Annotated in this window: 16 protein-coding genes, 1 tRNA gene and 1 pseudogene; 7 read left to right on the top strand and 11 right to left on the bottom strand. The window is 71.2% G+C overall.

Going from position 1 to position 23307, the window contains the following annotated elements:
- Nucleotides 1-5 precede the first annotated feature (5 nt).
- A complete protein-coding gene (locus ACIQD7_RS12275; RefSeq protein WP_402441506.1) occupies nucleotides 6-1814 on the bottom strand; it encodes a bifunctional metallophosphatase/5'-nucleotidase in 1809 nt (602 codons plus the stop codon).
- A 272-nt stretch (nucleotides 1815-2086) separates the two neighbouring features.
- Between ACIQD7_RS12275 and pyk the strand changes: the two genes are divergently transcribed.
- The 3 genes from pyk to ACIQD7_RS12260 all read left to right on the top strand — a co-directional run bounded on the left by pyk (nucleotide 2087) and on the right by ACIQD7_RS12260 (nucleotide 4835).
- Nucleotides 2087-3514 (top strand): pyruvate kinase, encoded by a 1428-nt coding sequence (pyk, locus tag ACIQD7_RS12270; protein WP_402441505.1) that lies wholly within the window; start codon nucleotides 2087-2089, stop codon nucleotides 3512-3514.
- A 100-nt stretch (nucleotides 3515-3614) separates the two neighbouring features.
- Entirely contained in the window at nucleotides 3615-4439 is an 825-nt protein-coding gene (locus ACIQD7_RS12265; protein WP_402441504.1) for a GAF domain-containing protein, read from the top strand.
- 108 nt (nucleotides 4440-4547) lie between these two features.
- Nucleotides 4548-4835 carry a hypothetical protein gene (locus tag ACIQD7_RS12260; protein WP_402441503.1) on the top strand — a complete coding sequence of 96 codons (288 nt, stop codon included), beginning with the start codon at nucleotides 4548-4550 and terminating at the stop codon, nucleotides 4833-4835.
- Nucleotides 4836-4853: 18 nt separating this feature from the next.
- Here ACIQD7_RS12260 and ACIQD7_RS12255 read toward each other — a convergent pair whose 3' ends face one another.
- Nucleotides 4854-5633: a helix-turn-helix domain-containing protein gene (locus ACIQD7_RS12255; protein ID WP_402441502.1), complete on the bottom strand. Its 780-nt coding sequence runs from the start codon at nucleotides 5631-5633 to the stop codon at nucleotides 4854-4856.
- A gap of 109 nt (nucleotides 5634-5742) precedes the next feature.
- Nucleotides 5743-5815, bottom strand: a tRNA-Leu gene (locus ACIQD7_RS12250).
- 100 nt (nucleotides 5816-5915) lie between these two features.
- On the opposite strand from ACIQD7_RS12250, the gene ACIQD7_RS12245 reads away from it, so the two are divergent.
- Nucleotides 5916-6575 (top strand): ANTAR domain-containing response regulator, encoded by a 660-nt coding sequence (locus tag ACIQD7_RS12245; protein ID WP_062756575.1) that lies wholly within the window; start codon nucleotides 5916-5918, stop codon nucleotides 6573-6575.
- An 87-nt stretch (nucleotides 6576-6662) separates the two neighbouring features.
- On the opposite strand, the gene ACIQD7_RS12240 is transcribed toward ACIQD7_RS12245, so the two are convergent.
- From ACIQD7_RS12240 to ACIQD7_RS12210, 7 genes are all read right to left on the bottom strand, one after another.
- Nucleotides 6663-7379 (bottom strand): ABC transporter ATP-binding protein, encoded by a 717-nt coding sequence (locus ACIQD7_RS12240; RefSeq protein ID WP_121830277.1) that lies wholly within the window; start codon nucleotides 7377-7379, stop codon nucleotides 6663-6665.
- On the bottom strand, nucleotides 7376-8347 hold the full coding sequence (locus ACIQD7_RS12235; protein WP_402441501.1) for an ABC transporter ATP-binding protein: 972 nt from the start codon (nucleotides 8345-8347) through the stop codon (nucleotides 7376-7378). Before ACIQD7_RS12235 ends, ACIQD7_RS12240 begins: the two co-directional genes overlap by 4 nt.
- 3 nt (nucleotides 8348-8350) lie before the next feature.
- Nucleotides 8351-10186 (bottom strand): branched-chain amino acid ABC transporter permease, encoded by a 1836-nt coding sequence (locus tag ACIQD7_RS12230; RefSeq protein ID WP_402441500.1) that lies wholly within the window; start codon nucleotides 10184-10186, stop codon nucleotides 8351-8353.
- A 5-nt stretch (nucleotides 10187-10191) separates the two neighbouring features.
- On the bottom strand, nucleotides 10192-11121 hold the full coding sequence (locus tag ACIQD7_RS12225; RefSeq protein ID WP_121830279.1) for a branched-chain amino acid ABC transporter permease: 930 nt from the start codon (nucleotides 11119-11121) through the stop codon (nucleotides 10192-10194).
- A 100-nt stretch (nucleotides 11122-11221) separates the two neighbouring features.
- Complete coding sequence (locus ACIQD7_RS12220; protein WP_121830280.1) at nucleotides 11222-12460, bottom strand: branched-chain amino acid ABC transporter substrate-binding protein; 1239 nt, start codon at nucleotides 12458-12460, stop codon at nucleotides 11222-11224.
- A gap of 586 nt (nucleotides 12461-13046) precedes the next feature.
- Nucleotides 13047-13550: a PaaI family thioesterase gene (locus ACIQD7_RS12215; RefSeq protein ID WP_161373461.1), complete on the bottom strand. Its 504-nt coding sequence runs from the start codon at nucleotides 13548-13550 to the stop codon at nucleotides 13047-13049.
- Nucleotides 13551-13647: 97 nt separating this feature from the next.
- Nucleotides 13648-15930: an FdhF/YdeP family oxidoreductase gene (locus ACIQD7_RS12210; protein ID WP_402441499.1), complete on the bottom strand. Its 2283-nt coding sequence runs from the start codon at nucleotides 15928-15930 to the stop codon at nucleotides 13648-13650.
- A gap of 122 nt (nucleotides 15931-16052) precedes the next feature.
- On the opposite strand from ACIQD7_RS12210, the gene polA reads away from it, so the two are divergent.
- Together polA and ACIQD7_RS12200 are read left to right on the top strand one after the other, a co-directional pair.
- Entirely contained in the window at nucleotides 16053-18764 is a 2712-nt protein-coding gene (gene polA / locus ACIQD7_RS12205; RefSeq protein WP_402441498.1) for a DNA polymerase I, read from the top strand.
- 247 nt (nucleotides 18765-19011) lie between these two features.
- Nucleotides 19012-19710 (top strand): annotated as a pseudogene (locus ACIQD7_RS12200) (serine hydrolase); the annotation flags it as partial.
- Between the two features lie 217 nt (nucleotides 19711-19927).
- Here the strand turns inward: ACIQD7_RS12200 and ACIQD7_RS12195 are convergent.
- Nucleotides 19928-20827 carry a DUF4184 family protein gene (locus ACIQD7_RS12195; protein ID WP_402441497.1) on the bottom strand — a complete coding sequence of 300 codons (900 nt, stop codon included), beginning with the start codon at nucleotides 20825-20827 and terminating at the stop codon, nucleotides 19928-19930.
- A 266-nt stretch (nucleotides 20828-21093) separates the two neighbouring features.
- On the opposite strand from ACIQD7_RS12195, the gene ACIQD7_RS12190 reads away from it, so the two are divergent.
- Nucleotides 21094-22965 carry a lytic transglycosylase domain-containing protein gene (locus ACIQD7_RS12190; protein WP_402441496.1) on the top strand — a complete coding sequence of 624 codons (1872 nt, stop codon included), beginning with the start codon at nucleotides 21094-21096 and terminating at the stop codon, nucleotides 22963-22965.
- Nucleotides 22966-23307: the final 342 nt, after the last annotated feature.

Raw genomic sequence — 23307 nt, 5'->3', positions numbered from 1 at the left:
GCCGGTCAGAACACCGGCACGCCGTCCCGGGTCAGCCTCCAGTCCACCGACGCGAACTGCCCCGGGTCGACCGTCCCCTTCGCCCGCACCCACTGGATGATCGTGTTGCGGATCTCGTCCGAATTCGCCCACAGCTGCTGCGCGTTCGCCACGTGCGGGAACGCGCCGCCGCCGCTCGCCCGGTAGTTGTTCACCGCGAGGACGAACTTCGCCGCCGGGTCCAGCGGCTTCCCCTCGAAGGCCAGGTTCACGATCCGCGACCCGGCCTCCTTCGCGATGTCGATCTCGTACGTCAGACCCGACACCGCGTCGTAGTTGTAGTCCGGCGTGCCGTCCGCGTTCGTCAGCTTCGCCGTGTCCACCGGGGCGCCCGCCGGGGTCCGCACGTAGTACCGCGCCGAGAACTCCAGGTAGTCCTTCAGCTGGGCGCCCGTCAGCAGCCGCGCCTCCAGGGTGTTCTCGAACGGGTACAGCCCGGCCGCGTCCTTGATCGTGACCTGACCGGCCGGGATCCGGGCCGTACGGGAGAAGCAGGAGGCCTGCGAGAGCACCGGCAGGCCCGCATGCGCGCCGCCCGCCAGGGCCGCCTTCACCGTCTCCGCCTGCACCGCGTTGATCAGGTCGATGATCGGCTCGTCCCGCCACGGCGCGTCGGCCGTCGTCATCGCCGCCGTCGAGGTGCCGATGACCTGGTTGACGTACGCGACGACCTTCCGGTGCTCGTCGGAGAGCAGCCGCACGATCTTCCGGTCCTCCTCCACCGTGTTGGAGTTCAGGACCTGGGCGCCGACCTTCTCGACGGTCCAGCGGCCCCGCTCCCGCACCAGGTCGAAGTCGAAGAGGGTGAGCCGCTGGCCCCACTTCAGCGGCTCGGACAGCACGACCTCCTTGCCGGTCTCCTTGTTCGCGACCCGGTACTCGGGGATCTCGGTGTGCGCGTGCCCGACGAGGATCGCGTCGATCCCCGGCACCTGCTCGGCCACCAGCCCGGCCGCGTTCTCGACGTACGGCAGCTGGTCGCCGTACGAGGAGGTGCCGCTGGAACCGGAGTGCGCCGAGACGACCACCACGTCCGCGCCCATCGAGCGCAGCTTCGGCACCCACTTCGCGGCCTGCTCCTCCAGGCCCGGGAAGACCATCTTCCCGCTGACGTTCGCCTTGTCCCAGATCGCGATGCCCGGGTTGGTCAGACCGAGCACGGCCACCTTCACCTCCCGGCCGCGCGGGGTCCGCAGCCGGTGGATGCTGTACGGGGCGAACGCCGGCCGCAGCGTCTTCGCGTCGAGCGCGTTGGCACCGAGCAGCGGGAAGTCGCACTGCTCCTCGAACTTCCGCAGCACCGGGATGCCGTAGTTGAACTCGTGGTTGCCGAGGGCGGCGGCGTCGTAGCCGATGGCGTTCATCGCCTGCGCCATCGGATGCACCGGGCCGCGCCGCGCGGTGATCGGGTCGACCTTGGCGTAGTAGTACGACAGCTGGGTGCCCTGGATGGTGTCGCCGGCGTCGATGAGGAGGGTGTTGCGCCTCCCCTTCTCCTCGCGCACCCGCTCGACGAGCGTGGAGATCTTGGCGAGGCCGACGTCGTTGTGCGCCTTGTCGTCGAACTCCTTGTCCGTGAAGTAGTCCCAGTTGAAGACGTTCCCGTGCAGGTCGGTCGTCCCCATGACGGTGAAGGAGTACCGCTCGGCCGGCTTCGGGCGGTGTCCGTGCCCGGGTCCGTGGGCCTCGGCGGGGGCGACGGCCCCGGCGGTGAGGGCGGCCCCGGCTCCGACGGCGACGGAGCCCTCCAGGAACGTCCGGCGGTTCAACGGCATGTGCTTCTCCTTGGTCCAGTGGCGTCGCTCAGGTGCACAACGCGCGTAGATTCTGGCCCAGGAGACCCGTCCGCAACAGGTCTCGCGGGTTACGGAGTGGAAAAGTGTTCGATCTGCGGACGGCGTCGGGCCGCCGGAAAAGAGCCGAAAAACGCTCATCGGAGCACCCCGCCGCACAGATTCAAGTCTTGTCAACAACCTTTCACGGAAAGGACGTTGGGTAGTCATGACAGGCGGATTCACTACCGACCGGTAAGCCCTAGGCTCGTCCCATGCGCCGAGCGAAAATCGTTTGTACCCTTGGGCCCGCCACCGAAACATACGACCAGATCAAGGCATTGATCGAGGCCGGAATGGACGTCGCCCGCCTCAACCTCAGCCACGGCACCTACGCCGAGCACGAGGAGCGCTACCAGCGCGTCCGCAAAGCCTCCGACGAGACCGGCCGCAGCGTCGGCGTCCTCGCCGACCTTCAAGGCCCGAAGATCCGCCTCGGCCGCTTCCGCGAAGGCCCCGTACTCCTTGAACGCGGCGACGAATTCACCATCACCGTCGAACCCGTCGAAGGCGACCGCCACACCTGCGGCACCACCTACCCCGGCCTCGCCGACGACGTCACCACCGGCGAACGCATCCTCGTCGACGACGGCCGCGTCACCCTCGAAGTCACCGCCGTCGACGGCCCCCGCGTCCGCACCCGCGTCGTCGAGGGCGGCATGGTCTCCGACCACAAGGGCCTCAACCTCCCCGGCGTCGCCGTCTCCGTCCCCGCCCTCTCCGACAAGGACATCGAAGACCTCCGCTGGGCCCTGCGCACCGGCGCCGACGTCATCGCCCTCTCCTTCGTCCGCAGCGCCCGCGACATCGAGGACGTCCACCGCGTCATGGACGAGGAGGGCCGCCGCCTCCCCGTCATCGCCAAGGTCGAGAAGCCCCAGGCCGTCGACAACATCGAAGAGATCGTCGCCGCCTTCGACGGCATCATGGTCGCCCGCGGCGACCTCGGCGTCGAAATGCCCCTGGAACAGGTCCCGATCGTCCAGAAGCGCGCCATCAAACTCGCCAAGCGCAACGCCAAACCGGTCATCGTCGCCACCCAGATGCTCGACTCCATGATCGACAACTCCCGGCCCACCCGCGCCGAGGCCTCCGACGTCGCCAACGCCGTCATCGACGGCACCGACGCCGTCATGCTCTCCGGCGAGACCAGCGTCGGCCGCTTCCCCGTCGAAACGGTCCGCACCATGAGCCGCATCGTCGAAGCCGCCGAAGAGGACGTCCTCGCCAAGGGCCTCCCCCCACTGACCGAACGCAACAAACCCCGCACCCAGGGCGGCGCCGTCGCCCGCGCCGCCGCCGAAATGGGCGACTTCCTCGGCGCCAAGTTCCTCGTCGCCTTCACCCAGTCCGGCGACACCGTCAAACGCCTCTCCCGCTACCGCTCCCCGATCCCCCTCCTCGCCTTCACCCCCGACCCCGCCACCCGCTCCCAGCTCAACCTCACCTGGGGCGTCGAAACCTTCCTCGGCCCCCACGTCGACTCCACCGACGCCATGGTCGCCCAGGTCGACGAGGAACTCCTCCGCATCGGCCGCTGCACCAAGGGCGACACCGTCGTCATCACCGCCGGCTCCCCACCGGGCGTCGCCGGCTCCACCAACCTCGTCCGCGTCCACCACATCGGCGACCCCCTGACATAACCCGGGCGACCGCGGCCGCCCACGGCCCGACGCCCGGAGGCTGTGCGACGATGATGGACCCGGGTGGGGCGGCCGCGCCGAACAAGGGGAGGAAGCGCGCATGGGGTGGGCGTACTGGCGCAAAGTGATCTTCTTCTTCTCCATATCCGCACTCTCCGGTGCGGGCCTGGTGGCCGTCGGCACCTACGGCGAAGGCTTCGCCAAGGACGACGACAAGAGCCCGATCTACCTGGTCGGCATGTCACTGGCGATGGTGGCGGTGCTGGGGACCTTCGTGGAGAACCACCTGGCCGAACGGGCACGGACGAAGGCACGCGAACGGGCGATCAAGGCCGAGACCGAACTGGCCCTCCTCTGCGCGACGGTGCTGCCGAAGGTCGCGGCGCACATCCGCGCACAGGCCTCCCGCCAGACCGCGCTGAACCCACCGCCGCCCGGCGCGGCACCGGACCCGACCATGACCACCGAGTTCGACTCCCTGGTACGGACGGTGCTGGAAGCATCGGTGAACCTGACCATCCCACCGGTCACCCCCCTGTCCCCGGCACGCGCCCGAAGCGCCTACTACGAGCTCGACTCGGCGGGAGACTTCCAACGCGTCGACTTCTACCCCCCGAACGCCGCACCGCCCCGCCAGGTGATTCCCGGGACCGGCACCGGGGGTACCCACATCAGGACGGAGATCCTGGACCCCGGCCAACTGTGGGTGGTGGACGGGACCACCAGCAGGATCAGCCACCTGCTCCCCACCTCGGCCAACAGCTACACGACGGTCATCGCCGCCCCTGTCGTCGACGGCACCCGGCAGTTCGGCATGCTGGCGGTGGACGCCTCCGAACCGGAGCGCTTCGCCGCCGAACACCTGCGCCTGATCGAGGCACTGGCCACGCTGCTGGTCGCCGGCCGGGTGCCCATCACACCCTGAGCGGACGACCGGCCGAACGGAACGAGGTGAATCATGGCGGGGACACCGGGAGACGGGCCGCGCGAAGACGACCGCGACGCGGAGTCCCGACGCGAGGAATCCCCTCCCGTGTCCGAGGCCCTGCTGGAGATGGACGCCAGGCGCCGCCAGGCGCGACTGCGCGCGACACAACGAGTCGACGCGGACCTGGCACGCACGCAGGACGAGGCCCTGCCGCACCTCGCCGTCACCGCACTGGCCACCTGCGCCTTCACGGTGGTCGGCTTCGCCCTGGCTCGGATGACGGACGGCTGGTGGTGGACCGGCCCGACGGCGGCTGCCCTCGCGACCGGAGTCGCCGTCGTGGGATACGCACGCAGGATCGCCCGCCGCACGGGAGGCCGGACCCGACGCTGACGTTTCGGTACGGGCGGCTCAGGACTTGGGCCCCACGTGAAGATCCATGAGCGCGACGGAGGCCTTGCGGGCGACGGAGATGTTGTACGGCTTCCCGCCCCGGGTGCAGTGCGTCCACTCGACACCCAGCTTGTCGAGCGTGTCGGTGTACAGCCGCCGGATGTCGTCCGAGACGTTGGTGAACCAGTAGCGCGGGTACTCGTACCGCTTGCGCTGCCCGTTGACGAGGCGGGTGGTCCAGTTCATGGTCCGGCAGCCGTCCGAGTGGACCAGTCCGCGGATGAACTCCCAGGGGTGCGCGTCGACGATCTCCTGCTGCCAGGGCTCCAGGGCGATCGTGCGTTCGTGCTTCTTGCCGGGGCCGTGCTGGGGGAACATGCACGCCCAGTGCTTGGTGTACGACTTCACCTCGGTGCACCCCTGCCTGGACCTTCGCCGGACGGTCGGCAGGGGCATCACCCTGCGCATCGCCGCTTCGGCGGCGTCGATCAACGCCGGCCACGAGGTGGTGCAGAAGATCGACAGGTGGTGCTGCTTGGCCCTCGACGTGATGTGGCCGTCACCGAGGTAGAGCCCCAGGAGGTAGGCGTACGCCGGTGCGTCGAACGTGCGGTGGGTGCACACGGGGCAGTCCGTGGGGCGCTCGAACGGGGCGCCGCGCTTCCGGCGGTCCTCGGACAGCCACCAACCGACCGTGCCCCTCGGCACGTTGAGACGCTCGGCGACCGCCCGGTTGCTCAGGCCCCGGCGTAGAAGTGCGAGTGCTTCTTCGCGGGTCGAAGGGTTGTGCTGTTCCATGACGGCAGCTTTGCCGAGCCGCGATCCGCGTGACCGGAGCCGTAGGAACGTTCACTGCGACGAGTGAAGATCGACAGCACCCTTGGAGTCCTTGGAATCGAAGGGGAAGTGCCCCGGGTGGGATTCGAACCCACGCTGTATGGTGTTTGAGACCACTGCCTCTTCCGCTGGGCTACCGGGGCATCCTTCGAAACGAAGGTCATGGGCAACCTGCTGTGCCTCAAACATACAGGACCTAGGTAGGCTCATGTAGCAGTACCTGCCCTGCAACGAGGAGCCCCCGTGACCGCCCCCGAGTCGCCCCAGCCCGCCGACGACGCCGAGGCGCCGCACGTCCCGCCGCTGACGACCCGTGTCGTCATCGCCGAGGACGAGGCCCTGATCCGCCTCGACCTCAAAGAGATGCTCGAGGAAGAGGGCTACACGGTCGTCGGCGAGGCCGGGGACGGTGCCAAGGCCGTCGAGCTCGCCCGTGAGCACCGCCCCGACCTTGTCATCCTCGACGTGAAGATGCCCGTCCTCGACGGCATCTCGGCCGCCGAGAAGATCGCCGGCGAGTCCATCGCCCCCGTCCTCATGCTCACCGCCTTCTCGCAGCGCGAGCTGGTCGAGCGGGCCCGGGACGCCGGTGCCATGGCGTACCTGGTGAAGCCCTTCAGCAAGAGCGACGTGGTGCCGGCCATCGAGATGGCCGTCTCCCGGTTCGCCGAGCTGCGGGCCCTGGAGAAGGAGGTCGCCGACCTCTCCCAGCGCCTGGAGACCCGGAAGCTGGTGGACCGGGCGAAGTCGGTGCTGCAGACCCAGTACGGCCTGACGGAGCCCGCCGCGTTCCGCTGGATCCAGAAGACGTCGATGGACCGCCGCATGTCGATGCAGCAGGTCGCCGAGGCGGTCATCGAGGACGCCGAGGAGAAGAAGGCGGCCAAGAACAAGGAGCAGTAGCTCCGGCCCGTACGCGTACGGAGAAGGAGAAGGCCCGCCCCACGGCACTGTGGGGCGGGCCTTCCGTCTCGGTGCGGGCGGGGAGGGTCAGTCCTCGCCGAGGTACGCCTTGCGGACGGACTCGTCGTGGAGCAGGTGCTGGCCCGTGCCCGAGAGCACGACCTTGCCGATCTCCATGACGTGGCCGTGGTCCGCGAGGGCGAGCGCGGCCTGGGCGTTCTGCTCGACGAGCAGGATGGTGGTGCCCTGGGCCTTCAGCTCGGCGATCGTGGCCATGATCTTCTGCATCATGATCGGGGAGAGGCCCATGGAGGGCTCGTCGAGCATGAGCAGCTTGGGCTGGGACATCAGGGCCCGGCCCATGGCGAGCATCTGCTGCTCGCCGCCGGAGAGCGTGCCGGCGGCCTGCTTGCGACGTTCGCCCAGGATGGGGAAGAGGTCGTAGGCGCGCTGGACGTCCTTGGCGATGCCGGGGCCGTCCTTGCGGAGGAAGGCGCCGAGGAGGAGGTTCTCCTCGATCGACATCCGGGGGAAGATGTGGCGTCCCTCGGGGGAGTGGGCGAGGCCCAGCGAGACGATCTTGTGGGCGGGGATCTTGCGGAGGGACTTGCCCTCGAACTTGATCTGGCCGCCGACCGGCTTGAGGAGGCCGGAGAGGGTCCGCAGGGTGGTGGTCTTGCCGGCGCCGTTGGTGCCGATGAGGGTGACGACCTCACCGGCCTCGACGGAGAAGGAGATGCCCTTGACGGCCTCGATCTTTCCGTAGGCGACGCGCAGGTCCTCGACTTCGAGCAGTGCGGTCATGCGTCGTTCTCCTTGCCCGAAGCAGGGTCGTGCGGGGTGTCCGCCGAGGGCTTCTCGGCGGTCTCCTCCGGAGCGGTGTCCTCTTCCGGGGCGTCGGCTGCCGCCGGAGCCTCGGCCTCCGGGGCGTCGTCGGCCGGGGTGCCGGCCGGCGCGTCCCCCTCGATGGGCTCGCCCAGGTACGCGGCGATGACCCGCTCGTCGCTCTGGACGGTCTGGCTGTCGCCCTCGATCAGCTTCTGGCCCTGGACGAGGACGGCGACCCGGTCGCAGAGGTTGAAGATGAAGCGCATGTCGTGCTCGATGACGAGGACGGCGACGCCCATGTCCCGGATGGCGAAGATGAGTTCTTCGGCGGCCCGGGTCTCCTGCGGGTTCATGCCGGCGGTGGGCTCGTCGAGGAGGATGAGGCCGGGGTCGCTCGCGAGGGCGCGGGCGATCTCCAGCTTGCGCTGCTCGCCGTAGGGGAGGTTCTTGGCGAGGTGCTGGGCCTTGTCCTGGAGGCCGATGAACTCCAGGAGTTCCATGGCCCGCTTCTCGGAGGCGGCTTCGGCCTTCTTGAAGCCGGGGCCGCGCAGGAGGGCGGACCAGAGGCCTTCCTTGGTGCGGGTGTGGCGTCCGACGAGGACGTTCTCCAGGACCGTCATGTTGTTGAAGAGACGGATGTTCTGGAAGGTGCGGGCGATGCCGGCCGCGGTGACCTTGAAGGACTTGGGCGGGAGGACCTGGCCCTTGTAGCGGACCTCGCCCTCGGTGGGGACGTACAGACCGGTGAGGCAGTTGAAGAAGGTGGTCTTGCCGGCGCCGTTGGGGCCGATGAGACCGACGATCTCGCCGCTGCGGACGGTCAGGTCGACGTCGCGGACGGCGGTGAGGCCGCCGAAGCGCATGGTGACCCCGCGTGCGTCGAGCACGGTCTCGGGGGCGGCCGGCTCCGTGGTGGCGTCGGCCTTGGTGGTGGTGGTCGTCATGGTTCAGGCACCTGCCTTGGCGAGCGTGGCGGGCGTCTCGTCCTTCTCGTGGAACTCCAGCTGGTTGCGCCGGTTGGGGATGATGCCCTCCGGGCGGAAGCGCATGATCAGTACGAGCGCGAGGCCGAAGGCGAAGAGCTGGTACTCGCCCATGAACTGGAGCTTGTTCGGGATGAGGAAGAGCAGCGCGGCGCCGACCAGCGGGCCGCTCATCGTGCCCATGCCGCCGAGGACGACGGCCGCGAGCAGGAAGGCGGAGTTGGGCGGGATGGGACCGGCGAAGAGGTACTGCTCCGGGGTCACGGTGTAGGTGACGTGGGCCTGCACGGTGCCGGCGAGGCCGGCGAGCGCGGCGCCGAGGGCGAAGGCGATGAGCTTGACGCGGAAGCCGTTGATGCCCATGGCGAGCGCGGCGGTCTCGTCCTCGCGGATGGCGACCCAGGCGCGGCCGATGCGGGAGTCGCCGCTGCGCCGGAAGACCAGCACGACGACGGCCATGATCAGCAGCATCAGGAAGAAGTAGTTCGCGAAGCGGCCGATGGTGAAGCCGGCGATGGTGTGCTCGGCGCCGAAGTCGAACCCGAAGAAGTTGAGGTTCGGGATGGAGGCGATGCCGTTGGAGCCGTTGGTGATGTCGGGGCCGGAGGTGCCGTCGGTGTTCATCACCGCGATGCGGAAGATCTCGCCGAAGCCGAGCGTCACGATGGCGAGGTAGTCGCCGCGCAGTCGCAGGGTGGGGGCGCCGATGAGGACGCCGAAGACGAGCGAGGCGGCGGCGCCGACGAGGATGGCGGCCCAGAAGGGGAGGTGCACGCCGAAGGGGGACGTCGGGGCGCCGGAGACGAGGGCGGCCGCGTAGGCGCCGACGCCGAGGAAGGCGACGTATCCGAGGTCGAGGAGGCCGGCGAGGCCGACGACGATGTTGAGGCCCAGGGCGACGGTGGCGAAGATCAGGATGTAGACGCCGAGCGTCGCGTACTGGTCGTCGGTCTGGGTGAAGGGGAACAGCGCCGCCGCGGTGAACGCGCCCGCGATGGTCAGGTTCTGGTGCTTGCCGGTGAGCTGGGTGGCCTGCTGCATCAGGCCGGACTTGTTGACCGCGGCGAAGCCGAGGCCGGCCGTGATCAGGAAGCCGATGAACAGCTCGTCGTACTGGGTGCCGATGCCGTAGGTGAAGACGCCGAGGGCGACGGCGAGGACGCCGGCGATGATCAGGATCTCGACGGAGGTGGGCAGCGGGGGGAGCTTGCGGGGTGCGTGGGGTGCGGCGAAGGCGGCCTTGAAGGAGGTCCAGCCGTTGCCCGCGCGGTGCTTGAACTGGTCCCAGCCGGTGTCCTCGGGGTCGGCGGGGTGGGTCGCGGGCCGCTCGAAGGGCAGCGCGAGGGCGCCGACCAGGGCGAGCAGGGTGGCGACGGCGACGACGACGCCGCCGGGCTCCAGGTTGACCGGGCCGCCGAGCTGGATGCTGATGGCGGCGACGGTGTACCAGGCGGTGGCGAAGGCGGCGAGGGCGGCGAGCTTGACCGCGCCGTCGGCGCCGGCCGGGGTGAGCCAGCGGGTGCCCTTGACGTCGTAGGCGGAGAGGGCGAAGAGGGTGGTGAGCAGTCCGGCGACCAGGACCTGCATCTGGAGGCCGGCCGGGGAGCCGTAGAACGTGAGGTCGCCGGGGAAGGTGGCGGTCCAGGTCCAGGAGAGGAAACAGCTCACGACGGTGAGGAGGCCGCCGCCCAGGGTGAGGGCGCGGGCGACGTGGACCGGGATAAAGCCGATGAGGCCGGTGGCCGGGACGGTCGCGGGGTCGGCCGCGGGTGCCGTGGGGTTCTCGGAGATGGTGGTCATGGTGCTCACGCCCTGTCCGCGACGCGCTCGCCGAGGAGGCCTTGGGGCCGGGCGAGGAGTACGACGATGAGGAGTACGAAGGCCCAGACGTTGGCCCAGGACTGGCCGCCGAGCTGTTCCATGCCGGGGATGTGGCTGATGTAGGCGGTGGCCATGGTCTCGGCCACGCCGAGGACGACGCCGCCGATCATGGCGCCGTAGATGTTGCCGATGCCGCCGAGGACCGCGGCGGTGAACGCCTTGAGGCCGAGGAGGAAGCCCATCTTGTAGTCGACGACGCCGTACTTGAGGCCGTAGGCGACGGCTCCGACGGCGGCGAAGGCGGCGCCGAGGGCGAACGCGACCACGATGATGCGGTCGGTGTTGATGCCCATGAGCTTGGCGGTGTCCGGGTCCTGGGCCGTGGCCTGCATACCGCGTCCGGTGCGGGTGCGCATGACGAAGAAGGCGAGGAAGGCCATGCAGACGGGGGCGGCGATGACGAGGAAGACGTCGCCGGTCTGGATGGTGACCGGGCCGATCTCGATCGGGCCGCCGGGGATCTGCGGGAAGGTCCGGGCGGACTTCGCCTCGGGGTACCAGGCCCAGACGGCCTGCTGGAGGGCGAGCGAGAGGCCGATCGCCGTGATGAGCGGGGCGAGTCGGGGTCCGCCGCGGAGCGGTCGGTAGGCGAAACGTTCCGCTCCGACGGCTATCGCCGTGGCGACGATGACGGCGCCGATGATCATGAGGGGCAGGGCGACCCAGAGGCTGGTGCCGCCGGGCAGGATGAGCCAGACCGTGAGCGCCCCGAAGCCGCCGGTCATGAAGATCTCGCCATGGGCGAAGTTGATGAGCTGGACGATGCCGTAGACCATCGTGTAGCCGACGGCGACCAGCCCGTACATGGATCCCAGTAGCAGGCCGTTGACCAGCTGCTGCGGCAGTTCGTTCACCGCATTGTCCTCCGAGACTTTCGACGGATGTGACACCGCGCGGGGAGCCTGGTGCGGCCCCCCGCGCGGTGAAGGTGGTGCTGGAAGTGGGGTGGTGGGGTCAGCCGCCGAAGGTGTCGGACTTGACCGGCTTGAACGCGCCGCCCTCGACCTTGTAGACCGTCAGCTGCTTGTTGGTGGTGTCGCCGAACTCGTCGAAGGCGACCTTGCCGGTCACGCCCTCGAAGGAGACGCCCTGGAGGGCCTCGACGACCTTGGCGCGGGCACCGTCCGGCAGCTTGCCGCCGTTGCCGTCCACGACCTTCTTGACGGCCTCGATGATGGCCCAGGTGGAGTCGTAGGAGTAGCCGCCGTAGGCCTCGAAGGCCTCCTTGTAGTTCTCGGCCTTGTAGTTGGTCAGGAACTCCTTGGCGGAGGCGAGCTCCTCGATCGGGGCGCCGACGGAGGTGGCGAAGTCGCCCTCGGCCGCGGCGGCACCCGCGAGCTTGACGTACTCGGGGCTGAAGAGCGCGTCACCGCCGACGACGGTGACCTTGGCGCCGGCCTCCTTGATCTGCTTGGCCAGCGGGCCGGCGGCCGGGTACTCGCCGCCGTAGTAGACGACGTCGGCGCCGGAGCTCTTGACCTGGGTGGCGACCGCGGAGAAGTCCTTGGCCTCGGGGTCGACGTGCTGGGTGCCGACGACCTTGCCGCCGAGCTTCTCGAACTCGCCCTTGAAGGTGCCCGCGAGGCCGGCGCCGTAGGTCTTCTTGTCGTCGATGATGAAGGCCTTGGTCTTCTTGGCCTCCTTGACGACGTACTGGGCGGCGAACGGGCCCTGGATGGCGTCCGTGGTGGCGGTGCGGAAGTACGACTTGTAGCCGCGCTTCTTGTCGCCGGAGGCCCAGTTGATGCCCTGGCTGAGCGCCGGGTTGGTGTTGGCCGGGGAGACCTGGGCCAGCTTGGCGTCGTCGAAGACCTTCTGCATGGACTCGGCGACGCCGGAGTTCAGCGGGCCGACCACGCCGAGGACGGTCTTGTCGGCGACCAGCTTGGTGGCGTTCTGCTGGCCGGAGGACGGCTGGGCCTGGTCGTCGAGGGACTCCAGCTTGAAGGTGACGCCCTTGACGTACTCCTTCTTGTTGGCCGTCTTGACCGCGAGGTCGGCGGAGTTCTTGATGCCGAGGCCGAGGGCGGACAGCTCACCCGTGAGCGGGGCGTCGAGGCCGATGGTCACGGTGACGTTGCCGCTGCCGCCGTTCCCGGCGCCGCCCTTGTCGTCGCGCGAACCACAGGCAGTGAGCGTGAGGGCTCCCGCGGTGACCGCGGTGGTGAGTATGAGCAACGAACGGTTTCGCACGAAGGGTCCTTTCCCTGGCGCGGCCCCCTCGGACGAGAGCGGTGCCGTGAAGCTGCGGAGTGAGGGGTGCCGTTTTGGAACGCCGGGCCGTACTGGGGTTGGTACAGGGCCGTGCAGTAGGACGCGCCCGGCGGCGCGGTGACTGGCGGTGACTCTAAGCGCAGGTGGGGAGGGTCGGGGAGCGGCGAGGTCAGGATGTGACTGTCTTGTTATGCCGACGGGGAAAGAGTGTGCGCGGCGACTGGGCAAACCGGGGCATAAGGGTTCTTTACGCGGTGATCACATAGTGAGAACGCGCAGTTCCGCTAAGGGGCTTGAGTGATTCTTGGTCCTGACGGAGGCTCTCGGCGACTCTCCGGATATCGGACAGTGGCAGAAACCTCAGCGGACGAACCGGCTCCTCCGCTTCCCGGGATTCCACATCGTGCGAAGATCACGGAGAGTGACAAGGGGCGGGGGCGGGATGACGCGGGGAGGGGCGGCGGGGGAGCGGCAGGGTGGCGGAGGGGCGGCAGGGTGGCGGGGAAACGGCGGAGGGACGGCACCCCTCGGGTGCCGCCCCTCCGTCCTCCTCCGCGTGCGGGTCTCAGGCGCCCGCGCCCGTCCCCGCCCCCGGGACGTTCTCCGCGTCCTTGGGGCCGATCTCGCGCAGCAGGCAGGTCAGCCGCGCCGAGCAGACCCGCCGGTCCTGCTCGTCGGTGATCACGATCTCGTACGTGGCGGTGGACCGCCCGCGGTGCACCGGGGTCGCCACGCCGGTCACCAGACCGCTGCGGACCCCGCGGTGATGGGTGCAGTTGAGGTCGACGCCGACCGCGATCCGGGAGACCCCGCCGTGCAGCATCGAGCCCACGGAGCCGAGCGTCTCGGCGAGGACCGCCGACGCCCCGCCGTGCAGCAGCCCGTACGGCTGCGTGTTGCCCTCCACCGGCATGGTGCCGACGACCCGCTCGGCCGAGGCCTCCAGGATCTGCACGCCCATCCGGTTGCCGAGGTGCCCGGCAGAGAAGAGGGCCGGGAGGTCGACGCCGAGCGCCGCGTACTCGTCGATGACCTCCTGCGGGAACTTCACGTGCTGCTGCTCACCCATGGCCCGGCTCCGTTCGTCTTCGTGCGGCCGCCGACCGGCGTGGTGCCGTCGGTCGCGCCGATCGCGTCGCTTCCGCCCGAGCGTACTAAGCGTTCGCTCAGGTGGAAGGGGATTGTTCCAGACGGACGATCACGGACTTGCTCGCGGGGGTGTTGCTGACGTCCGCCGTCGACTCCAGCGGCACCAGCACGTTCGTCTCCGGGTAGTAGGCCGCCGCGCATCCCCGGGCCGTCGGGTAGTGCACCACCCGGAAACCGGGCGCCCGCCGCTCGACGCCGTCCGTCCACTCGCTCACCAGGTCCGCGTACGCCCCGTCGGCCAGGCCGCGCGCCGCCGCGTCCTCCGGGTGCACCAGGACGACCCGGCGGCCCCCCTTGATGCCCCGGTAGCGGTCGTCCAGGCCGTAGATCGTGGTGTTGTACTGGTCGTGCGAGCGCAGCGTCTGGAGGAGCAGCCGGCCCTCCGGCACCTTCGGGTACTCGACGGGCGCGGCCGTGAAGTTCGCCTTGCCGGTCTTCGTGGGGAAGCGGCGCTCGTCGCGCGGGGCGTGCGGCAGCGCGAAGCCGCCCGGGTCCGCCGCGAGCCGGGCGTTGAAGTCCTGGAAACCGGGCACCACGCGCGCGATGCGGTCCCGGATCCGGGCGTAGTCGGCCTCGAACTCCTCCCAGGGCGTGGCCGATCCGTCGCCGAGGACCGCGCGGGCCATCCGCGCCACGATCGCCGGCTCGGACAGCAGGTGCGGGCTCGCCGGGGGCAGGTTGCCCCGGGAGGCGTGCACCAGGCTCATCGAGTCCTCGACCGTCACGAACTGCCGCCCGCCCTTCTGGACGTCCTTGTCGGTGCGGCCGAGGGTGGGCAGGATCAGGGCGCGCGCGCCCGTCACCGCGTGCGAGCGGTTCAGCTTCGTCGACACGTGGACGGTCAGCCGGGCCCGGCGCATCGCCGCCTCCGTCACCTCCGTGTCGGGCGTCGCCCCCACGAAGTTGCCGCCCATCGCGAAGAACACCTTCGCCTCGCCGTCGCGCAGCGCCTGGATGGAGCGGACCACGTCGAAGCCGTGGTGGCGCGGCGAGACGATCCCGAACTCCTTGTCCAGGGCGTCGAGGAACGCGGGCGCGGGGCGCTCGAAGATGCCCATCGTCCGGTCGCCCTGCACGTTCGAATGGCCGCGCACCGGGCACACGCCCGCGCCCGGCCGCCCGATGTTCCCGCGGAGCAGCAGCAGGTTGACCACCTCGCGGATGGTCGGCACGGAGTGCTTGTGCTGGGTGAGGCCCATCGCCCAGCAGACGATCGTGCGCTCCGAGGCGAGGACCATCTCCAGGGCCCGCTCGATCTCGGAGCGCTCCAGGCCGGTCGCCGCCAGCGTCTCGTCCCAGTCGGCCTCCCCGGCGGCCGCCGCGAACTCCTCGTACCCGTGGGTGTGTTCGCGTACGAACTCCTCGTCGACGGCGCCCGGGGTCGCCAGGACCAGCTTGTTGAGGAGGCGGAAGAGGGCCTGGTCGCCGCCGATCCGGATCTGGAGGAAGAGGTCGGTGAGCGCGGCGCCCCTGAGCATCCCCCGCGGGGTCTGCGGGTTCTTGAACCGCTCCAGGCCGGCCTCCGGCAGCGGGTTCACCGAGATGATCCGGGCGCCCGCGGCCTTCGCCTTCTCCAGGGCCGACAGCATCCGGGGGTGGTTCGTCCCCGGGTTCTGCCCGGCCACGACGATCAGGTCCGCCCGGTGCAGGTCCTCCAGGGAGACGCTGCCCTTGCCGACGCCGATGGTCTCCGTCAGCGCCGAACCCGAGGACTCGTGGCACATGTTGGAGCAGTCCGGCAGGTTGTTCGTGCCGAACTCGCGGGCGAAGAGCTGGAGCAGGAACGCCGCCTCGTTGCTGGTCCGGCCCGAGGTGTAGAAGAGCGCCTCGTCGGGGGAGTCCAGGGCCCGCAGCTCCTCCGCGAGGATCCCGAAGGCCCGCTCCCAGGTCACCGGCTCGTACCGGTCGCCGCCCTCGGGGAGGAGCATCGGCTGTGTGATGCGGCCCTGCTGGCCCAGCCAGTACCCGCTGCGCTCCGCCAGGTCGGCCACCGGGTGCGCGGCGAAGAACTCCGGGGTGACCCGGCGCAGGGTCGCCTCCTCGGCGACGGCCTTCGCGCCGTTCTCGCATAACTCCGCGACGTGCCGCTTGTCCTCCTCGGGCCAGGCGCAGCCGGGACAGTCGAAGCCGTCCTTCTGATTGACCTTGAGGAGGGTCCGCGCGGTGCGCAGGGACCCCATCTGCTCCCGGGCGATCCGCAGGGTGTGCCCGACGGCGGGCAGCCCGGCGGCGGCGTGCTGCGGCGGCGTGACCTGCGGTGCGTCCTGGACCGGGTCACCGGCCGGCGGCTTGCTGACCATCGCGCTCTCCCTTGAGCGGTCGTCCTGCGGCGTACGTCTCCGATCCTGTCACGCGGCACCGACAGCCCGGCACCCCGGCCGGTGAGGAGGGGATTGTCGGTGGGCCGTGGCAGGATCGTCCCGTGGCCGAGACAGCATCGAAGAACACCGCAGACACCCGCCCCCGCCTGCTCCTGATGGACGGGCACTCGCTCGCGTACCGGGCCTTCTTCGCGCTGCCCGCGGAGAACTTCACCACCGCGACCGGGCAGCCGACGAACGCGATCTACGGGTTCGCCTCGATGCTGGCGAACACGCTGCGCGACGAGGCGCCCACCCACTTCGCGGTCGCGTTCGACGTGTCCCGCAAGACCTGGCGGTCCGAGGAGTTCCCCGAGTACAAGGCGAACCGTTCGAAGACCCCCGACGAGTTCAAGGGCCAGGTCGAGCTGATCGGCGAGCTGCTCGACGCGATGCGCGCGCAGCGCTTCGCCGTCGACGGCTTCGAGGCGGACGACGTCATCGCCACCCTCGCCACGCAGGCCGAGGCCGAGGGCTTCGACGTCCTGATCGTCACCGGCGACCGGGACTCCTTCCAGCTCGTCACCGACCGCGTCACCGTGCTCTACCCCACCAAGGGCGTCTCCGAGCTGACCCGCTTCACCCCGGAGAAGATCCAGGAGAAGTACGGACTGAGCCCCGCGCAGTACCCCGACTTCGCGGCCCTGCGCGGCGACCCGTCGGACAACCTGCCCGGCATCCCCAAGGTCGGCGAGAAGACCGCCGCGAAGTGGATCGGTCAGTTCGGCTCCTTCGACCAGCTCGTCGAGCGGGCCGACGAGGTCAAGGGCGTGGCCGGGCAGAACTTCCGCGACCACCTGGAGTCGGTCAAGCTCAACCGGCGCCTGACCGAGATGGTCCGGGACGTCGAGCTGTCGAAGACGGTGGCCGACCTCGCCCGCGAGCCCTACGACCGCGCGGCCGTCGCCCTCGTCCTCGACACCCTGGAGATCCGCAACCCCTCCCTGCGCGAGCGGCTCCTCGCCGTCGACCCGGGCTCCGCCGAGGAGGACGCCCCGGCGCCCGCCGCAGGCGTCGAGCTCGACGGTGCCGTCCTCTCCGCCGGCGAGCTCGCCCCCTGGCTGGCCGAGCACGGCACCGAGCCCCTCGGCGTCGCCACCGTCGACAGCTGGGCGCTCGGCACCGGCAGCGTCGGCGAAGTCGCCCTCGCCGCCGCCGGGGGCGCCGCCGCCTGGTTCGACCCCAGCGAGATCGACGAGGCCGACGAGCGGGCCTGGGCCGCGTGGATCTCCGACCCCGACCGCCCCAAGGTCATGCACAACGCCAAGGGCGCCATGCGGGTCTTCCCGGAGCACGGCTGGAGCGTCGCGGGCGTCACCATGGACACCGCCCTCGCCGCCTACCTCGTCAAGCCCGGCCGGCGCTCCTTCGCCCTGGACGCGCTCTCCGTCGAGTACCTCGGCCGCGAGCTCGCCCCGGCGGCCGCCTCCGACGGGCAGCTCGCCTTCGGCGCCGACGACACCGCGGAGGCCGAGGCCCTGATGGCCCAGGCCCGCGCCGTCCTCGACCTCGGCGGGGCCTTCGAGGAGCGGCTCGGCGAGGTCGGCGCCCGCGAGCTCCTCCACGAGGTCGAGCTGCCCACCTCCGCCCTCCTCGCCCGCCTGGAGCGGCACGGCATCGCCGCCGACCGCGAGCACCTGGAGGCCATGGAGCAGCAGTTCGCCGGCGCCGTCCAGCAGGCCGTGAAGGAGGCGCACGCCTCCGTCGGCCACGAGTTCAACCTCGGCTCGCCCAAGCAGCTCCAGGAGGTCTTCTTCGGCGAGCTGAACCTCCCGAAGACCAAGAAGACCAAGACCGGCTACACGACCGACGCCGACGCGCTCGCCTGGCTGGCCGGCCAGACCGAGCACGAGCTGCCCGTGATCATGCTCCGCCACCGCGAGCAGGCCCGGCTCCGCTCCACCGTCGAGGGCCTGATCAAGACCGTCGCCGCCGACGGCCGGATCCACACCACCTTCAGCCAGACCGTCGCCGCCACCGGCCGCCTCTCCTCCACCGACCCGAACCTGCAGAACGTGCCGGTGCGCACCGACGAGGGCCGGGCCATCCGGCACGGCTTCGTCGTCGGCGAGGGCTTCGAGTCCCTGATGACCGCCGATTACAGCCAGATCGAGCTGCGGGTCATGGCCCACCTCTCCGAGGACGAGGGCCTCCTGGAGGCCTTCACCTCCGGCGAGGACCTGCACACCACCGTCGCCTCCCAGGTCTTCGGCGTCGAGGGGTCCGCCGTCGACGCCGAGATGCGCCGCAAGATCAAGGCCATGTCGTACGGCCTGGCGTACGGCCTCTCCGCCTTCGGCCTCGCGCAGCAGCTGACCATCGACCCGGCCGAGGCCCGGATCCTCATGGAGACCTACTTCGAGCGCTTCGGCGGGGTCCGGGACTACCTGCGGCGCGTCGTCGACGAGGCCCGTGCCACCGGCTACACCGAGACGATGCTGGGCCGCCGCCGCTACCTGCCCGACCTCAACAGCGACAACCGCCAGCGCCGCGAGGCCGCCGAGCGGATGGCGCTCAACGCCCCGATCCAGGGCACGGCCGCCGACATCGTGAAGGTCGCCATGCTGAACGTCGACCGGGCGCTCACGGAGGCGGGCCTCACCTCCCGGATGCTCCTCCAGGTCCACGACGAAATCGTGCTCGAACTCGCCCCCGGCGAGCGCGAGCAGGTCGAGGCCCTGGTCCGCGAGCAGATGTCCGGCGCGGCCCATCTGCGCGCCCCGCTCGACGTCTCCGTCGGCGTCGGCCGCGACTGGGACTCCGCCGCGCACTGACACACCGCCCGCCCCCGGGGCCGTACGGACGCCGTACGGGCCCGGGGGCGTTCGGTCGTTCGGTCGTTCAGCCGTCGGTGGGACCCGGGGTGGTCGCGCGGTCGCCGGTGGTGGGGCCCGGGGGCGGCCCCACGGTCCCGGGGTCGGTCGCGCGGTCGTTGTCACCGGCCCCCGGGAGCGCGTGGTTTGCGCCGGATGGACCACTCCGGAGGGCGTCCCGGCGGCCGGGCTCACGAGACTGAGCAGCATGATCACGAGCCTCCGCGCCCGCCTCCGTGCCTGGGCCCTGCTCGGAGCCGTACTCGGGGCATCGGGCACCGCCTGGCCCGCCGAGGCGCACCGGGCGCCCGCACTCTGCACCTCGTCCCGCGAACCGGCCCTCGCCGCCCGGCTGTCCCGGGACATCGCGACGGCCCTCCGGAACCGCGACGGCACGGTCTCCGTCGCCCTGCACGACCCCGGGCGCGGACTGCGCTGCCGGCTCGACGACACCCTGGTGTACGACTCCGCCAGCGTCGCCAAGGTCCTCATCCTGGAGGCCGTCCTCGGGCGCGCGGCGGAACTCGGCCGTGCGCCCACCCGCCTGGAGTCCCAGCGGATGAGGGCGATGATCACCCGCTCCGACAACAAGGCGGCCGGCGAGCTGTGGCAGGGGCTCTCCCGCGCCCGCCTCACCCGGGTGCTGCGCGACGTCGGGGCCCGGGACACCGTCCCCGGCCACGGCGGCTACTGGGGCCTGACCCGGACCACCGCCCGCGACCAACTGGCCCTCCTCGCCGCGGTGTCCCGCCGCGCCGAGGCGCTGTCCCTGATGGGCCAGATCGTCCGCGACCAGGCCTGGGGCGTCACCTCGGGCGCGCCCCGCACGGTCAAGGTCCACCTCAAGAACGGCTGGCTGCCCCGCGCCACCCACGCCTGGCGGGTCCACAGCGTCGGCGTGGTGCGCCCGGCCGCCGGCAAGGGGAGGACCAGGGGCACGGGCCCCGCGAGGGGGACGGCCGGGGCCTCCGCGACCGACTACCGGCTCGCCCTCCTGAGCCACGGCAACCCCACCATGCGGTACGGCATCCGCACCCTGGAGGGGGTCGCCCTGGCCGTGCACCGCAGGCTCTCCGACGGCGCGGCGGCCCGCGGCTTCACCCCCTCGGAGAAGATCGGCGAGGTCACGGACGGGAGCGCTCCGGCCGGGACACCCGGTCCTCCTCCGCGCTCGGGAGAGCCGTGGCCGGGGCCGGGGTCCCCGCACCCGGAGCGCGCGACACCGCCCGCAGCCGCGCCCCCGTCCCGTACAGCACGAGCCCGACGGCGAGCCCGGCGCCGGCCCCGAAGCACGCCGTCGGAATGACGTCCAAGGGCGTCTCGATCCGGTCCCAGCCCCAGTACGAGGCCCAGCGCAGCACCCGGTGGGCGACCCCGGCGAGGACGCAGCCGCCGATGAGCCCGGCCGCGAGGAGTCGCCCGCGTCGGTCCGGGACCGGCACGCCGGCGGGCGGCTCCGCCCCGGGCGCGGTGGCGCGCAGCGCCCGGACGGCGAACCGGCCGAGGAGCCCCAGGGCCAGCGCCGAACCCCCGTACTGCGCGTAGAGGTAGACCGGGAAGCCGGCCACGATCTCGCCGAGGAAGGGGATCGCCCGGGTGCCCCAACGGTCGATGTGGGTGAACGAGTCCCACACCACGTGGGTGGTGGCGCCCAGCGCCGCCGAGAGGAAGAACCAGCCCGCGAGCGCGGCCGGGTGCCGCTCCCGCCAGCGGCGGCCCACGACGAGCCCGTACACCCTGCCCCGCCACCGGGCGGGCAGCAGCGCCACGAGCGGTTCGCGCACGGTCAGCCAGAGGGCGACGAGCGCGGCCGTGATCAGGACGTCGGCCGTGACGATCCCGACGGGGGAGTGGGTCACGTCCCCGAAGGCCATCGCGTCGGGAAACGCCGTGGCCGCGAAGTAGGTCGTGTCGGGGGCGAAGGAACCCGCGACGAGGGCGGACGCGACCAGCGGCCCGCGCGCGGTCCCGTTCCGGCGCAGCCCGGGCAGCACGGCGGCGGCGTGGCTCAGCGTGAACGGCAAGGGGGGCTCCCGGGGTTCGGCCGGCGACGGCCGGTGGACGTGGTCCGGTGGGCACGGGCCGGCGGTCCATGATCGGTCGCAGTGCAAGAGGCGCCGGGCGGCCCGGTCGGTTCCCGTCCCCGTTTGATCGGGAGGCGGCCAACAGGTGACGAAAGCGTGAAACACGGTCACCGGCCGGTACTCGCCGGTACGGAGTTGGCATAGGGTCACCGGAGGCCACGCGCGGGGAGCGCGGGGCCTCAGTCGATCGGGGAGGGACGACTCATATGGCACCGGACATCGGCCGCCGGCTGCGCAGGGGGGCCACCAGCGGGGCGGTGGTGGCCGCGGCGGTCGCCGCGCTCGCCGCCTCGCAGGCACCGGAGGCGATCCAGCCGACCACGGACAACTCCGGCGGCGACCGCGCCGTCGGTGCCGGGGACACCGCCCCGCCGTCCGGCGTGGGCTCCGCGACCGGTGACTCGCCGTACTACACGGAACTGCCGCCGCTGAAGACGCCGAACAAGCCGGGCAAGCCCGGGACGAGCGTCAACCTGCCGGTGATCATGGGACCGGCCGAGGCCGGCATACCCGCGTCCGTCCTCTCCGCCTACAAGCGGGCCGAGCAGTCGATCCGCTCGACCGACCCCGGCTGCAACCTGCCGTGGCAACTGCTCGCCGGCATCGGCAAGGTCGAGTCCGGGCAGGCGCGCGGCGGCCGGGTCGACGCCAACGGCACGACCACCTCGCCGATCCTCGGCCCCGCCCTCAACGGCGTCGGCTTCGCCAACATCTCCGACACCGACGGCGGCGCCTACGACGGCGACAAGGTCCACGACCGCGCCGTCGGCCCGATGCAGTTCATCCCGTCCACCTGGGCCACCTGGGGCCAGGACGCCAACGGCGACGGGAAGAAGGACCCGAACAACATCTACGACGCGGCGCAGGCCGCCGGTCTCTACCTCTGCGCCAACGACCGCAACCTCGCGCTCCGGGCCGACCTCGACCGCGCGATCCTCAGCTACAACCGCTCGACCGAGTACCTGAACACGGTCCTGTCCTGGTTCGAGTACTACAAGCGCGGCACCCACCAGGTCCCGGACGGGACGGGCGTGCTGCCGGTCGACCGTAGCGACGACCGCCGCCCGGGCGGCTTCCCCAGCCCCACCGCCCCGTTCCTCCCCGCGCCGACGTCTCCCTCCCCGACGTCCCCCGCGCCGAAGCCGGGCACCCAGAACCCGAAGCCGGCGGAGCCGTCCAAGCCCGGCACGACCAAGCCGCCGACCGTTCCGACCAAGCCCCCCACCACCGACCCGACGCCGCCCACCACGCCGGCCGGGAAGGTGGCGACGCTCGCGGTCGCCGCCAACGGAAAGCTGACCGCCACCACCGACAGCGACTTCGCCAAGACCCCCCGGGTCGCGGCGCTCGACGCCTCGGGCAAGCCGGTCTCCAAGGTGAGCGTCCGCTTCGAGATCGTCGGCGCCACCGACACCCGCTTCGCCGGGGGCAAGACCGCCGTCACCGCCACCACCACGGCGGCCGGCATCGCCTCCTCCCCGGCACTGCGGGCCGGCGAGAAGACCGGGGCGTTCACGATCCGGGCCACCGTCGTGGGCCGGAGCCTGGGCGCGGCCGACTTCGCCGTGACCGTCACCGAGCGGCAGGCGGACACCCTCGTCCGCGTCGGCGACGACCCGCTGTCGGCCGCCACCGGCACCGCCTTCGACCAGCAGGTCCAGGTGAAGGCCACCGACAAGAGTGCCCTCGCCCCCGGCGTGCGCGTCACCGCGCAGATCGTGACCTCGAAGACGGCCGAGGGGGCGAGCACCGAGGGCCCGACCTTCAAGAGCACGTCCTCCCGCACCGCCACCCTCACGACCGCCACGGACGGCACCCTCACCCTCAAGGCGGGCGACCTCCTCGCGGGCGACAAGAAGGGCACGTACTACCTCAAGCTGACCGCGCCCGGCGGCGGCACCCTCTTCGTCGAGCTCGACGTCACCGAGCCCGACACCACCCCCACTCCGGAGCCCACCGGGAGCGGCACGCCCGAGGCCACCCCCTCGCCGTCCACCTCCCCTTCACCGTCCACCTCTCCCTCGTCGTCGTCCGCCGCGCCGACGGCCTCTTCCTCCTCGGCCACGCCCAAGGACTGACCGTCCCGCCAAGGTGTGTCCGGCTCCCCCGCCAAGGTGTGTCCGGCTCCGCCAAGGCCTGACACCGCCTCGCCAAGGACTGACCGGACCCACCAAGGACTGTCCGGCCTCGCCAGGGCCTGACCGCCTGGACGGGACCTGGCCAACCCGTCCGAGGACCGGCACGGTCCGACCGCACCGCGTCTCCCCGCGCCGCCCCTCCGTCCGCACCGGACGAGAGGGGCGGCGCTTCGCGTCCCCGGAGCGCCCCGGTCCACCTGCCCTGGTCCACCGGCCCACCGGTCCACCGGCCCGCCGCCCACCGACCCGCCCCCGCTCCGCCCTCCGGAGCCCCGCCCGGCC

The sequence above is a fragment of the Streptomyces sp. NPDC093071 genome, assembly GCF_044754545.1.
Classification (GTDB): Bacteria; Actinomycetota; Actinomycetes; order Streptomycetales; family Streptomycetaceae; genus Streptomyces.
The sequence above is the reverse complement of the archived record's forward strand: the minus strand, read 5'-3'. Positions and strand labels throughout refer to the sequence as shown.

Excerpts from the sequence above, each read along its gene's own strand:
- ACIQD7_RS12275 (WP_402441506.1), bottom strand. The coding sequence starts at position 1,814 with ATGCCGTTGAACCGCCGGACGTTCCTGGAGGGCTCCGTCGCCGTCGGA.
- pyk (WP_402441505.1), top strand. The coding sequence starts at position 2,087 with ATGCGCCGAGCGAAAATCGTTTGTACCCTTGGGCCCGCCACCGAAACA.
- ACIQD7_RS12265 (WP_402441504.1), top strand. The coding sequence starts at position 3,615 with ATGGGGTGGGCGTACTGGCGCAAAGTGATCTTCTTCTTCTCCATATCC.
- ACIQD7_RS12255 (WP_402441502.1), bottom strand. The coding sequence starts at position 5,633 with ATGGAACAGCACAACCCTTCGACCCGCGAAGAAGCACTCGCACTTCTA.
- ACIQD7_RS12240 (WP_121830277.1), bottom strand. The coding sequence starts at position 7,379 with ATGACCGCACTGCTCGAAGTCGAGGACCTGCGCGTCGCCTACGGAAAG.
- ACIQD7_RS12235 (WP_402441501.1), bottom strand. The coding sequence starts at position 8,347 with ATGACGACCACCACCACCAAGGCCGACGCCACCACGGAGCCGGCCGCC.
- ACIQD7_RS12230 (WP_402441500.1), bottom strand. The coding sequence starts at position 10,186 with ATGACCACCATCTCCGAGAACCCCACGGCACCCGCGGCCGACCCCGCG.
- ACIQD7_RS12215 (WP_161373461.1), bottom strand. The coding sequence starts at position 13,550 with ATGGGTGAGCAGCAGCACGTGAAGTTCCCGCAGGAGGTCATCGACGAG.
- ACIQD7_RS12210 (WP_402441499.1), bottom strand. The coding sequence starts at position 15,930 with ATGGTCAGCAAGCCGCCGGCCGGTGACCCGGTCCAGGACGCACCGCAG.
- ACIQD7_RS12190 (WP_402441496.1), top strand. The coding sequence starts at position 21,094 with ATGGCACCGGACATCGGCCGCCGGCTGCGCAGGGGGGCCACCAGCGGG.